The 13,391-nt window shown below is 52.9% G+C and carries 14 protein-coding genes and 1 other annotated feature; of the genes, 11 read left to right on the top strand and 3 right to left on the bottom strand.

Annotated elements, in window-relative coordinates; all coding sequences use genetic code 11:
* Nucleotides 1–167 precede the first annotated feature (167 nt).
* The gene (locus NYE85_RS17300) at nt 168–593 is read right to left on the bottom strand and encodes a GNAT family N-acetyltransferase (protein WP_259005957.1); all 426 of its coding nucleotides are present in this window, start codon (nt 591–593) and stop codon (nt 168–170) included.
* Nucleotides 594–1,122: 529 nt separating this feature from the next.
* On the opposite strand from NYE85_RS17300, the gene NYE85_RS17295 reads away from it, so the two are divergent.
* Nucleotides 1,123–2,406, top strand: a complete 1,284-nt coding sequence (locus NYE85_RS17295; protein WP_259005956.1) for an HAAAP family serine/threonine permease — start codon at nt 1,123–1,125, stop codon at nt 2,404–2,406.
* A gap of 147 nt (nt 2,407–2,553) precedes the next feature.
* Nucleotides 2,554–3,687, top strand: a complete 1,134-nt coding sequence (locus NYE85_RS17290) for an ABC transporter substrate-binding protein (RefSeq protein WP_259005955.1) — start codon at nt 2,554–2,556, stop codon at nt 3,685–3,687.
* 69 nt (nt 3,688–3,756) lie between these two features.
* Here NYE85_RS17290 and NYE85_RS17285 read toward each other — a convergent pair whose 3' ends face one another.
* Nucleotides 3,757–4,443, bottom strand: coding sequence for a MarC family NAAT transporter (locus NYE85_RS17285; protein WP_259005954.1), 687 nt, complete (start codon nt 4,441–4,443; stop codon nt 3,757–3,759).
* A 249-nt stretch (nt 4,444–4,692) separates the two neighbouring features.
* Between NYE85_RS17285 and NYE85_RS17280 the strand changes: the two genes are divergently transcribed.
* The 9 genes from NYE85_RS17280 (at nt 4,693) to ihfA (ending at nt 12,894) form a co-directional block, all read left to right on the top strand.
* Complete coding sequence (locus NYE85_RS17280; protein ID WP_259005953.1) at nt 4,693–5,025, top strand: hypothetical protein; 333 nt, start codon at nt 4,693–4,695, stop codon at nt 5,023–5,025.
* Between the two features lie 563 nt (nt 5,026–5,588).
* Nucleotides 5,589–7,517 (top strand): threonine--tRNA ligase, encoded by a 1,929-nt coding sequence (gene thrS / locus NYE85_RS17275; protein ID WP_259005952.1) that lies wholly within the window; start codon nt 5,589–5,591, stop codon nt 7,515–7,517.
* 3 nt (nt 7,518–7,520) lie between these two features.
* The gene (gene infC, locus NYE85_RS17270; RefSeq protein WP_071586675.1) at nt 7,521–8,072 is read left to right on the top strand and encodes a translation initiation factor IF-3; all 552 of its coding nucleotides are present in this window, start codon (nt 7,521–7,523) and stop codon (nt 8,070–8,072) included.
* A 98-nt stretch (nt 8,073–8,170) separates the two neighbouring features.
* Nucleotides 8,171–8,368, top strand: a complete 198-nt coding sequence (gene rpmI, locus NYE85_RS17265) for a 50S ribosomal protein L35 (protein ID WP_004931418.1) — start codon at nt 8,171–8,173, stop codon at nt 8,366–8,368.
* 43 nt (nt 8,369–8,411) lie between these two features.
* Complete coding sequence (gene rplT, locus NYE85_RS17260) at nt 8,412–8,768, top strand: 50S ribosomal protein L20 (RefSeq protein WP_004963673.1); 357 nt, start codon at nt 8,412–8,414, stop codon at nt 8,766–8,768.
* A 111-nt stretch (nt 8,769–8,879) separates the two neighbouring features.
* Nucleotides 8,880–9,003, top strand: a sequence feature (Phe leader region).
* Nucleotides 8,885–8,929 (top strand): pheST operon leader peptide PheM, encoded by a 45-nt coding sequence (pheM, locus tag NYE85_RS17255; protein ID WP_121514181.1) that lies wholly within the window; start codon nt 8,885–8,887, stop codon nt 8,927–8,929. Its footprint overlaps the feature before it by 45 nt.
* Nucleotides 9,004–9,207: 204 nt before the next feature.
* Entirely contained in the window at nt 9,208–10,191 is a 984-nt protein-coding gene (pheS, locus tag NYE85_RS17250; RefSeq protein ID WP_259005949.1) for a phenylalanine--tRNA ligase subunit alpha, read from the top strand.
* A 14-nt stretch (nt 10,192–10,205) separates the two neighbouring features.
* Nucleotides 10,206–12,593: a phenylalanine--tRNA ligase subunit beta gene (pheT, locus tag NYE85_RS17245; RefSeq protein ID WP_259005948.1), complete on the top strand. Its 2,388-nt coding sequence runs from the start codon at nt 10,206–10,208 to the stop codon at nt 12,591–12,593.
* 4 nt (nt 12,594–12,597) lie between these two features.
* The gene (gene ihfA, locus NYE85_RS17240) at nt 12,598–12,894 is read left to right on the top strand and encodes an integration host factor subunit alpha (RefSeq protein ID WP_004943604.1); all 297 of its coding nucleotides are present in this window, start codon (nt 12,598–12,600) and stop codon (nt 12,892–12,894) included.
* Nucleotides 12,895–13,112: 218 nt separating this feature from the next.
* Here ihfA and NYE85_RS17235 read toward each other — a convergent pair whose 3' ends face one another.
* Nucleotides 13,113–13,247: a hypothetical protein gene (locus NYE85_RS17235; RefSeq protein WP_259005947.1), complete on the bottom strand. Its 135-nt coding sequence runs from the start codon at nt 13,245–13,247 to the stop codon at nt 13,113–13,115.
* Between the last annotated feature and the right edge of the window lie 144 nt (nt 13,248–13,391).

The following is a 13,391-nucleotide window of genomic DNA, read 5'->3' as shown; positions in this document are numbered from 1 at the left end:
TCATATTGATAATTGGATGTTGGCAGGCCTCGAAAGAGGCCTTTTTTGTTGGTGAAAAGCCAGAGGGTGGCCTGCATTGGGCGATGTATGCTCATTGGGTCAGGCTGGGTAATCTGTCAGGCGTGGAGGTTACCTGGAGCAATCAATGGAGCCGTGCTTGCCGCGGGTTATCGACGCGTCAATGGACAGTAAAATATGATTTCCGGATCACCCTCATCCAGGTTATCGATATAACCGCTCGGCTTAAATCCCTGGCGGGTCAATAACCGTTGCATCGTTCGGTTCGACATATTGGTGGAACTGAACAATTTTGCCCCGGAGGCGGTCGCTTGAAAATGGCTGATGATTGCTGCGCCCATTCCCTGACGGCGGAATTTTTGGCCGACCATTACCATCTCGATAAAGGGCTGGCCAAAGAAATGCTGCGTGAGAACGCCGTAAGCGCTGATTTGGGCATTAATCTCGTACACCCAGCAGCATGCCGTTTCGAGCCAGCGTCGAATTTGCCCACTTCGCTCTGCGCAGGTTGCCGCGCTGGAATCGATGGCGCACAGCGCCTCAAAGTCATTGATACTGGCTAATCTGATACGCATAAGGTTATCCGGCTAAGCGCCGATCCCGACAGAGTGAAAAAGCAGATATTGAAGTCGGATAAAATGTCGCATCACGCGATAATTTTCAATGCTGGGTTCCCAAAGGCAAAGCATTATCGGTAGCGTTTTATCCGGCAGCGGTTGTTTTGGCCCTGTGCCATGTACCTGACTATTGCTCATCTTACTCGCTGGCATTGTATCTTTACGCAACGGTCACGGAGCACGGAGACTGGCGCGTTTGGCGGGTTTAGCCACCATCCGGTTTATGTTGGCCAGTCGGTTGGCTACTGCCAATGCCACATTTTCTGCTGAATAAATGGCCATTCTTTGGTTGATGTTGCTGATAAAATCGCCGCTTAGCCGCATAAATATAGACCTAACCTGCATTTTTAATTATCCTTTGCCGTCATTTCATCAGTCATAAGAATGAAATTCTGCGTTAATGCGTTGTTTTTCTATTTAGTTTTCGCGGAGAGGGATGTTCCGTTGAGCGCAATTGCTGTCGTTACAGATTAGGGTAAGTTGTCTCATGAGTACTATTTCTCCAGATTCAGGCACGCTGGCGGTTACGCCATCGGTCAAATGGAATAAAACCGACTCCGTATGGATGTTTGGCCTGTATGCCACGGCGGTGGGGGCCGGCACGCTGTTTTTACCGATTAATGCCGGACTGAATGGCCCGCTGGTGCTGGTGCTGATGGCACTGTTTGCGTTTCCGATGACCTATTTGCCGCATCGCGCCCTGAGCCGTTTTGTTCTCTCGGGCTCCAGTCGCGATGGCAATATTCACGATGTGGTGGTTGAACATTTTGGCGTGCTGGCCGGCAAAATCATCATGGTGCTGTACCTGCTGGCGTTCTTCCCGATCGTATTGGTGTACAGCATTTCGATCACTAACGCGCTGGACAACTTTCTGATCCACCAGTTTCACGTTACGCCGCCACCACGCCTGTGGCTGAGTCTGGCGGTGGTGGCGGTGCTGAACCTGGTGCTGTTGCGCGGCAAGGACGGGATCGTCGCGGCCATGGGGATTCTGGTGTTCCCATTGCTGGTTTTCCTGATGGGTATTTCGCTTTATCTATTACCGCATTGGAATACTGCCCATTTTGTCAGTGGCTTGGCGAGCACTCCCGTTACTAGTCCAGCGCTGTGGCACTCACTGTGGCTGGCGGTGCCGGTGATGGTATTTTCCTTCAGCCATGCGCCAATCATTTCGTCTTTTGCCTCAACGCAGAAGAGCCTGTATGGCGATAAAGCCGAACGTCGTTGCGCGCGTATCATGCGCTATAGCTATGTGCTGATCTGTATTACCGTGCTGTTTTTTGTTTTTAGCTGTGTGCTCAGTTTGTCTTATGACGATATGCAACAGGCGAAAGAGCAGAACATAACGGTGCTGACCACGCTGGCGAATAAATTCTCCAACCCGTTTATCGCCTATCTCGGGCCGGTGATGGCGATGCTGGCGATGGCCAAATCGTTTCTCGGCACCTCGCTGGGAGTAACGGAAGGGGCAACCAGTCTGATTGATGGCCTGACGCGCGCCATCGGTAAACCGTTGGGGGTGCGTACCACGCAGCGCATTTCCGCGGTGGTGCTGTTTCTGCTTACCTGGGCGGCGACGGTATGGAACCCGAGCGCGTTGCATATTATTGAAACCATCAGTGGCCCGCTGATTGCGGCGATATTATTCATCCTGCCGATGTATGCGGTTCGCACGGTGCCCGCCATGCGCCAATACCGCGCGCTCAGCAACGCCTTTGTGCTACTGATGGGGCTGATTGCGCTGTCGGCACTGATTTACGGCCTGATATAGTCTTTTCGGCGCACCTGATGCGGGTGCGCCGTTCCCTCCGGTTACAGCTGTTTGCAATTAAACCGTCGCAAAAAACCGCTCCACTTTGATAATGCAAGCAATTCTCATTACTATTCCCTGGTAGATTTTTTCGCTAAGGAGTTTCATGTGCAACGTCGAATGACCTCGCTGCTGCTGGCCTGTGCTGGCATTTTCTCCACTCAGGCGCTGGCGACCACCTATCCGCTGACGCTGACCGATACCGCAGGGCAGAGCATCACGCTCAAACAAGAACCGAAACGCGTGGTGGTACAGGATGGGCGCGATATTCTGACTCTGGCGTTGTTGGATCGTGCCAATCCGTTTAGCCGGCTGGTGGCGTGGAATAATCTGCTGAAGAAGAGTGATGGGGCGACCTGGGACATTCTGAAAAGCAAATGGCCGGAAGCCAACAACGTCATCGACATGGGGTTTAGCGACAAGGGCGAAGTCAATCTGGAAAGCGTCATTGCCAAGCAGCCCGATTTGATGATTGCACAGTTGCGCTCCAAGCCGTCACTGGAACAGACTGGCGTGCTGGCGCAGTTGAAAAGCCTGGGAGTGCCGGTACTGTTTATCGATACCATGCTCAAGCCGGTAGAAAACACGCCGAAGAGCGTCACCTTGCTCGGTGAAGCGCTGGATCGCGAAAAAGAGGCCAGGCAGTACACCGACTATTATCAACGGCATTATCAGAACATCATCGATAAAACCAAATCCGTTGAGCCCAAGCCGCTGGTGTTCGTGGAAGCCAAGGCCGGTCTGAACGGGCTGGAATCCTGCTGCTTTACTCATGCTCACGTCGGTTGGGGCGGTATGGTGGAAGCGGTGGGGGCGCGCAATATCGGCTCCGAACTGCTGCCGGGCGCCACCGGCGATGTCTCATTGGAAAAAGTCATCAGTATGAAGCCGGATGTGTATATCGTTTCCGGCTCGCAATGGGCCAGCAAAACCAACGCCGCGGTGCCTTTTGGTTACGGTGTCACTAAAGCTCAGGTGGATGCAGCATTTGCACGCATGAAGCAGCGGCCGGGTTTTGCGCAGGTCAAAGCGATCAAAGACCAGCGTTTCTACGGCATTTATCATAACTTCTATAACCATCCATACAACATCGTCGGGCTAGAATACCTGGCCAAGTTTATCTACCCCAGCCAGTTCCAGGATCTCGACCCGGCGAAGACCTACAGCGAGCTCCTCAAGCGCTTTACCGAAGTGCCTGAAGGTCAGGGGATTCTGGGGGCGCAGGCGCCAGGCAGGGAATGATAACAGCGACGTCGGCGGGAGGGTGCCAAGCCTTCCCGCAGTTTCCACAGCGGCCGAAGTGGTCGAACGTTAGACACCCGGTGTATAGGTGGCGATCAGTTCCAAAATGCCGTTGATGATAAATTGCACGCCCATACACACCAGCAGGAACCCCATCAGACGTGAAATGGCCTCGATACCGCTTTGACCGACCAGTTTCATGATCGCACCGGAGCTGCGCAGGCAGGCCCACAGGATCAACGATACCGCTAAAAACGTCGCCACGGGTGCCACCAGCAATACCCAGTGCGCAAAACCGAGGGTATTTTCCTTAATGCTGGACGCGGAACTGATGATCATCGCAATGGTGCCCGGCCCGGCGGTGCTGGGCATTGCCAATGGTACAAAGGCAATATTGGCCGAGGATTTACGCCGCAGCTCGGTGGTTTTTAGTTCGACTTCCGGTGCTTCGTCGGGTGTTTGCTGGGGAAACAGCATGCGAAAACCGATAAAGGCGACGATCAGTCCGCCGGCAATACGTAACCCGGGAATCGAAATGCCAAAGGTGTTCATCACCAACTGGCCAGCGTAAAACGACACCGTCATGATAAAGAACACGTAAATGGATGCCATGCGCGACTGGTTGTTGCGCTCTTCTCGCGTCATATTGCCGGAAAGCCCCAACAACAGCGCAACGGTAGTCAGTGGGTTAGCCAGAGGTAACAGTAATACCAGCCCGAGCCCCACGGCTTGGAATAATTGCAAAATGCTGTACATCGAACCCCATCTCCTGAACATGCTGAAACGTTACCCTGCATTGAGAGTAGCCGGTGTATTCGCTGCGGCAAACCGTTATTTATTCGATGGTGAAAACGGCAATCGTCTGCGTCACGGGTCAGCAATCGGAGTCACGGCAGCGCGGCAGACCACAGTCTTGCCGCCCGGAGTTCGTCAAGCGCCAGGCCAACAACTATAATTATTCCTTTCCTGCTCGCTGAACGGGATTAATCACAGGTGGAGGCATGCATGAAACAACTCATTTTATTGGGCGCAATTCTGTTCGCCACATTTGCCGGCTTTGCCAGTGCTGAAGAAACGCAGTCGCAGGCACCAGCCAGCGAAAATAGCCGCTCGGCACCGCCCGCGGCGGATAATGATGAGCAGGACAGCGGCATTACCGAACGCGGTATCAAAGGGCCAGGCTCTCTGGGAGCGAGAGGCACGGAAGGGGCTTGCTCAGAGGTTTGCACCGAGCATAAGCAATGCCTGACCAGCGTGCCGACCAGGAATTGCGACGATTCGGCAGCGGAATGCCAGCGTTGCATGACAGAGCAAAAAAACCAGCCAGGCAAGCAATAGTCAGCGGTAGTCCGCCATGATGGCCAGCGGCAAGCGCGGAGGGCGTGGCTGTCGCTGGCGTTTGCCCGCGTCGGCAGTGCCGGGCGACTCACGTGGGCGTTGCCATATTTGCCGCATGTACCCCACAGAATGCCCGTATTACGCCACCTGCCGCCTCGACGACGGCGCCTGACATATCAATTGCCAGCACGGCCCTTTACGCTATTGCTCCACCGTCGTGTAACTTTCCCGTGCGTTACTATTATCTGCCTGCTGACCCGGCCGAGGTGATCGCACGCCGCGCTCAGGCACTGGCGTGTCTCTTGCGGTTGCTGCCGGCGCAGCTGCACGGTATTTAGCATGGAATATCAAAAATGGTGGCTGGATGCGCCGCTTCTTTGGGTGCTACAATCGCCGTTCCGTTATGGCGTAACAACGTAGGGCATTTTAAATTGTGTACCTATGCGTGTATATATTCGGCAGGGTAAAGCCGGATAGCGTCGATAACCTCACGTAGTTAAACGATATTGTATTTCTTCATGTGATCTGTCGTGTGGGTCACCACTGTAGATAAGGAATTATTAATGCCTGTTATTACTCTTCCTGACGGAAGTCAGCGTCACTTCGATCATGCCGTTTCCCCTATGGATGTTGCCCGTGATATCGGCCCTGGCCTGGCTAAAGCCTGTATCGCCGGCCGTGTAAACGGTGAACTGGTCGACGCCAGCGATCTGATTGAATCCGATGCGCAATTGGCGATTATCACTGCCAAAGATGAAGAAGGCCTGGAAATTTTGCGTCACTCCTGTGCGCACCTGCTGGGTCATGCCATCAAACAGCTGTGGCCGAACACCAAAATGGCCATCGGCCCGGTAATCGATAACGGTTTTTATTATGACGTTGACCTTGACCATACCCTGACGCAGGAAGACCTGGATCTGCTGGAAAAGCGGATGCACGAATTGGCCGACAAAGATTACGATGTCATCAAACAGAAGGTGAGCTGGCAAGAGGCCCGTGACGCCTTTGCCGCCCGTGGCGAAAGCTACAAAGTGGCCATTCTGGATGAGAACATCAGCCATGACGATCGCCCTGGCCTGTATCACCATGAAGAATACATCGACATGTGCCGCGGCCCGCACGTGCCGAACATGCGTTTTTGCCATCATTTCAAATTGCAGAAGATTTCGGGTGCCTACTGGCGCGGCGACAGCAAGAATAAAATGCTGCAACGCATCTACGGTACCGCCTGGGCGGATAAAAAGCAGTTGAACGCCTATCTGCAACGTCTGGAAGAAGCTGCCAAGCGCGATCACCGCAAAATCGGCAAGCAGCTCGATCTGTACCATATGCAGGAAGAAGCACCGGGCATGGTGTTCTGGCACAACGACGGCTGGACTATCTTCCGTGAACTGGAAGCCTTTGTACGCATGAAGCTCAAAGAGTACCAGTATCAGGAAGTGAAAGGTCCGTTCATGATGGACCGCGTGCTGTGGGAAAAAACCGGGCACTGGGAAAACTATAAAGACGCGATGTTCACCACCTCGTCAGAAAATCGTGAATATTGCATCAAGCCAATGAACTGTCCGGGGCACGTACAGATCTTCAATCAGGGGCTGAAATCTTATCGCGATCTGCCGCTGCGCATGGGTGAGTTCGGCAGTTGCCACCGCAACGAACCGTCCGGCTCGCTGCATGGCCTGATGCGCGTGCGTGGTTTTACCCAGGATGATGCCCATATCTTCTGTACCGAAGATCAAGTGCGCGCCGAGGTCAACGAATGCATCCGTATGGTCTATGATGTGTACGGCACTTTTGGTTTCGAAAAGATCGCGGTGAAGTTGTCCACCCGTCCAGAGAAGCGCATCGGTACCGATGACATGTGGACCCGAGCCGAGGAAGACCTGGCCGCCGCACTGACCGAAAACGGCATTCCGTTTGAATATCAGCCGGGTGAAGGTGCCTTCTACGGACCAAAAATTGAATTTACCCTGCATGATTGTTTGGATCGTGCCTGGCAATGTGGTACCGTGCAGCTCGATTTCTTCTTACCAGGCCGTTTAGGCGCGTCGTACGTCGGCGAAAACAACGAACGCGTAGTGCCGGTAATGATTCACCGTGCCATTTTGGGCTCCATGGAGCGTTTCATCGGTATTCTGACCGAAGAATACGCCGGGTTCTACCCGACCTGGATTGCTCCGGTACAGGTGGTGGTGATGAATATCACCGATAGCCAGTCTGATTATGTCCAGCAATTAACCAAAAAACTGCAAGATGCAGGCATTCGGGTGAAAGCAGACTTGAGAAATGAGAAGATTGGCTTTAAAATTCGCGAACATACTTTACGTCGAGTTCCTTACATGTTGGTGTGCGGTGACAAAGAGGTCGAAGCAGGCAAAGTTGCCGTTCGTACCCGCCGTGGCAAAGACCTGGGGAGCCTGGACGTAAATGAAGTCGTAGACAAGCTGCAAAAAGAGATCCGCAGCCGTAGTCTTCATCAACTGGAGGAATAAAGTATTAAAGGCGGAAAACGAGTTCAACCGGCGCGTCCTAATCGCATTAACAGAGAAATTCGCGCGCAAGAAGTTCGCCTAACCGGCGTCGATGGCGAGCAGATTGGTATTGTCAGTCTGAATGAAGCTCTTGAAAAAGCTGAGGAAGCGGGCGTTGATTTAGTAGAAATCAGCCCAAATGCCGAACCGCCAGTTTGCCGAATCATGGATTACGGCAAATTCCTCTACGAGAAGAGCAAGTCGACAAAAGAACAGAAGAAGAAGCAAAAAGTTATTCAGGTCAAGGAAATCAAATTCCGACCTGGTACCGATGATGGCGACTATCAGGTCAAACTACGCAACCTGATTCGCTTTCTGGAAGATGGCGATAAAGCCAAAATCACCCTGCGTTTCCGTGGGCGTGAAATGGCGCACCAACAGATCGGTATGGAAGTGCTTAACCGCGTCCGTAAAGACCTGTGTGAAGATTCTGATCTGGCCGTTGTCGAATCCTTCCCTACGAAGATCGAAGGTCGTCAGATGATCATGGTGCTCGCACCCAAGAAGAAACAGTAAGGCTTCCAAGTAATGAACCCCGCGCAGCGCTTGCGTTGTGCGGGTTTTATTCGCCTAACTGATTCGTTGTTTAACAATGCGAAGTGGATTTAATTAAAATGCCTAAGATTAAAACTGTACGTGGTGCAGCCAAGCGCTTCAAAAAAACCGGCAGCGGTGGCTTTAAGCGTAAACATGCTAACCTGCGTCATATTCTGACCAAAAAAGCAACCAAGCGTAAACGTCACCTGCGTCCAAAAGGCATGGTGTCTAAGAACGATCTGGTCCTGGTTACTGCGTGCCTGCCGTACGCATAAGCCACTTTTTTTGAATCAAGAATAAGACTTTAGGAGAGAGCATATGGCTCGCGTAAAACGTGGTGTAATTGCACGCGCACGTCACAAGAAAATTTTGAAACAAGCGAAAGGCTACTATGGTGCCCGTTCGCGCGTTTATCGTGTTGCCTTCCAGGCAGTAATCAAAGCAGGTCAGTACGCTTACCGTGACCGTCGTCAACGTAAGCGTCAGTTCCGTCAGCTGTGGATTGCACGTATCAACGCAGCTGCCCGTCAGAACGGTCTGTCTTACAGCAAATTCATTAACGGCCTGAAAAAAGCCTCTATTGAAATTGACCGTAAGATCCTGGCTGACATCGCAGTATTCGACAAAGTGGCCTTTGGCGCACTGGTTGAAAAAGCGAAAGCAGCACTGGCGTAAGTCAGTAAAAGAGGGAGCTTGCTCCCTCTTTTAATCTTTGTAATCCAGCAAATATTGACTTTTATTGGCTGACGCTATATCACTGGTGTTCAATCAATACATAAGGTAACGCAAGCATGCACACTGCTATTTTCCGTTTCTTTTTTTACTTTAGCGCCTGATTTCAGGAGGCTTTGCGCGTAAGAAAAGAAACGAAAAGTAGCGCCTAAGCCTCCCATGTGGAGGCTTTTTTGTTTTTGTCTGTCTTCTTCGTCTTTCAAGCCGTAGCGTTGTTGGCTGCACCCGCTTACCCCGGTCACTTACTTGAGTAAGCATCCTGGGGGTGCTCGAGTTGGCCGCCTGGCGACGACTCGAAATTCTTTGAAGATTTGCGAAAGGCGTGTTCGAATAATAGATAACAATTACTTAGGGCCATATCGGCCAGAGGAAGAGGAAAGCAATGCCACATCTCGCAGAGCTGGTTGCCAATGCCAAAGCAGCCGTAGAAGATGCCCAGGATGTTGCCGCGTTGGATTTGGTGCGCGTCGAATATTTAGGCAAGAAAGGCCATTTTACCTTGCAGATGCAATCGCTGCGTGACTTGCCGGCAGAAGAGCGTCCGGCGGCCGGGGCGGTGATCAACCAGGCAAAACAGCAAGTTCAGGATGCGCTGAATGCGCGTAAGAACACGCTGGAGTCTGCTGCGTTGAACGCCCGTCTGGCGGAAGAAACCATTGATGTATCCCTGCCAGGGCGTCGTTTGGAAAATGGTGGTCTGCACCCGGTAACGCGCACTATCGACCGTATTGAAACCTTCTTTGGCGAACTGGGCTTTTCGGTTGCCACCGGCCCGGAAATTGAAGACGATTATCACAACTTCGACGCGCTGAATATTCCGGGGCATCACCCGGCTCGCGCCGATCACGATACCTTCTGGTTTGACGCCACGCGCCTGCTGCGCACCCAGACTTCTGGCGTACAGATCCGCACCATGAAGAACCAACAGCCGCCAATCCGCATTATTGCCCCGGGCCGCGTGTATCGTAACGACTACGATCAGACACACACACCGATGTTCCATCAGATGGAAGGGCTGATCGTTGATAAGAACATCAGTTTCACCAATCTGAAAGGTACGCTGCATGATTTCCTGAACAACTTCTTTGAGGACGATTTGCAGGTTCGTTTCCGCCCGTCTTACTTCCCGTTTACCGAACCGTCCGCCGAAGTGGACGTAATGGGCAAAAACGGCAAGTGGCTGGAAGTTCTGGGCTGCGGCATGGTGCACCCGAACGTATTGCGCAATGTGGGCATCGATCCGGAAGTCTATTCCGGCTTTGCCTTCGGTATGGGCATGGAGCGCCTGACGATGCTGCGTTACGGTGTCACCGATTTGCGCGCATTCTTCGAAAACGATCTGCGTTTCCTCAAACAGTTTAAGTAAGGCGGGAATATCACATGAAATTCAGTGAACTCTGGTTGCGCGAGTGGGTAAACCCGGCCGTCAGCAGCGAAGCATTATCCGATCAAATCACCATGGCCGGCCTGGAGGTAGATGGCGTAGAACCCGTCTCCGGTGCCTTTAACGGGGTGGTTGTCGGGCAGGTGGTTGAGTGCGGTCAGCACCCCAATGCCGACAAACTGCGCGTTACCAAGGTTAACGTCGGCGGCGATCGCCTGCTGGACATCGTCTGCGGCGCGCCAAACTGCCGTAGCGGCCTGAAGGTGGCAGTGGCCACCGTCGGTGCCGTACTGCCGGGCGATTTCAAAATCAAGGCTGCGAAACTGCGCGGCGAACCGTCGGAAGGCATGTTGTGCTCGTTTTCCGAACTGGGTATTTCCGACGATCACGATGGCATCATTGAACTGCCGGAAGACGCGCCGATCGGCACCGATATCCGTGAATATCTGCAGCTTGACGATAACACCATTGAAATCAGCGTCACGCCGAACCGTGCCGACTGCCTGGGCATCATCGGCGTTGCGCGCGACGTCGGCGTATTGAACCAGCAGGCGTTGACTCTGCCTGACATGAGCCCGGTTGCCGCCACCATTACCGATACGCTGCCAATTCGCGTAGAGGCGCCAGAGGCTTGCCCACGTTATCTGGGCCGCGTGATCAAAGGCATCAACATTAAGGCATCAACGCCGCTGTGGATGCGCGAGAAACTGCGTCGTTGCGGTATTCGTTCAATCGATGCGGTGGTTGATGTCACCAACTACGTGCTGCTTGAGCTGGGCCAGCCAATGCACGCCTTCGATCTGAGCCGCATTGCCGGCGGCATTGTGGTACGTATGGCCCACGAAGGCGAAACCCTGACGCTGCTGGATGGCAACCAAGCCAAACTGAACGCCGATACCCTGGTGATCGCCGATCATCAACAGGCGTTGGCGATGGGCGGCATCTTTGGCGGTGAACACTCTGGCGTCAACGATGCTACTCAGGACGTCCTGCTGGAATGCGCCTTCTTCAGTCCGTTATCGATTGCCGGTCGTGCGCGTCGTCATGGTCTGCATACCGATGCTTCACACCGCTATGAGCGTGGCGTTGATCCTGCCTTGCAATACCAGGCGATGGAACGCGCTACCCGCTTGCTGGTTGCCATCTGCGGCGGTCAGGTTGGCCCGGTGATCGACGTCACCAATGAAAATACCTTGCCGACGCGCGCTACCATTACGCTTCGTCGCGAGAAACTGGATCGCCTGATTGGTCACCATGTGCCAAGCGAGCAGGTGAGCGATATCCTGCGCCGTCTGGGCTGTGAGGTCAGCGAACAAGGCGACAGCTGGCAGGCGGTGGCGCCAAGCTGGCGTTTCGATATGGAAATCGAAGAAGATCTGGTGGAAGAAGTGGCGCGTGTCTACGGCTACAACAATATCCCTGACGTGCCAGTGCGCGCCGATCTGCTGATGACCCAGCACCATGAAGCCGACTTAACGCTGAAACGTGTGAAAACCATGCTGGTCGATCACGGCTATCAGGAAGCGATCACCTATAGCTTTGTCGATCCTAAAATTCAGGCGCTGCTGCACCCGAATGAAGAAGCGTTGATTTTGCCAAGCCCGATCTCGGTTGAGATGTCTGCGATGCGTCTGTCGCTGTGGACCGGCCTGCTGTCTGCGGTGGTGTATAACCAGAACCGCCAGCAGACCCGCCTGCGTCTGTTTGAAAGCGGCTTGCGCTTTGTGCCTGATAGTACGGCAAATCTGGCTATCCGTCAGGACGTCATGCTGGCAGGGGTGATTGCCGGCCATACCCATGATGAACACTGGGATCTGGCAAGAAAGCCGGTAGACTTCTATGATTTAAAAGGAGATCTGGAATCTGTACTCGAGCTGACGGGGAAATTGTCCGACATTCAGTTCAAGTCAGAGGCCAATCCGGCATTGCACCCGGGGCAGAGTGCGGCAATTTATTTGCACGGTGAACGTATCGGTTTCATCGGTGTGGTTCATCCGGAACTTGAGCGTAAACTGGATCTTAACGGCCGTACCGTGGTGTTTGAACTGGAGTGGAACAAGGTCGCAACCCGCGTCGTGCCTCAGGCGCGGGAGATTTCTCGCTTCCCGGCAAACCGCCGAGATATCGCTGTGGTGGTGGCTGAAAACGTCCCCGCAGAAGATATTTTGGCAGAGTGTAAGAAAGTTGGCGCAAATCAGGTAGTTGGCGTAAACTTGTTTGATGTGTACCGTGGCAAGGGCGTGGCAGAGGGTGATAAGAGCCTGGCTATCAGTCTGGTATTGCAGGATACCGCTCGTACACTGGAAGAAGAGGAGATAGCAGCTACCGTTGCAAAATGTGTAGAGGCTCTAAAACAGCGATTCCAAGCATCCTTGAGGGATTGAACCTATGGCGCTTACTAAAGCTGAAATGTCAGAACACCTGTTTGAAAAGCTCGGGCTTAGCAAACGGGACGCTAAAGACCTGGTAGAACTGTTCTTTGAAGAGGTCCGCAGGGCTCTGGAGAACGGCGAGCAGGTCAAACTGTCAGGTTTTGGCAATTTTGATCTGCGTGACAAGAACCAACGTCCGGGACGTAACCCGAAAACCGGCGAGGACATTCCTATTACGGCGCGCCGCGTGGTGACTTTCCGTCCGGGGCAAAAGTTGAAAAGCCGGGTGGAAAACGCGAGCCCGAAAGAGTAACTTGCGTAAAACAAAAAAGGCCGCTATTGCGGCCTTTTTCTTTGGTATCGACTTATTACCGGGTTGGTAAATAGTAAAATCTCCGTAATTGATTTCTTCTTATTATACTTTTAGTGCGTAAATTTTTTGGTTTTTCATTAATTGCAGCTTTTTCTTATTGTCATGTGTTCTTGTTGACCTTTTTCATTTAAATAATAAGCGGCGTAGCGGCCCGGGAATTAACGACGATCGCCATGGTGCCCTGCGTCGTTACGGCCGCCGTGATGCCCGTCGCCCCAGTGCGGCCCGAAGCAGCAGGCGCTTAGCGTAGCGGTGAGCAGGGTAACGGTGACCAACAGTCCAATGCGTTTCATAAAAATATCTCTGGTTAAAGATCAGGAGAACGATAACGACTGAACGAACGTACGGTCCAGCAGTGAGTAGTTAAATACAAGGGGGGTTATATTAATAAAATAATGCTCACTCAAGCGTAAGAATTGCGTAAAGGAGTTGCAAAC

Origin of the sequence: Serratia sp. AKBS12 (assembly GCF_024793895.1) — a bacterium.
Lineage (GTDB): Bacteria > Pseudomonadota > Gammaproteobacteria > Enterobacterales > Enterobacteriaceae > Serratia_F.
This window is presented reverse-complemented; position numbering and strand designations above follow the sequence as displayed.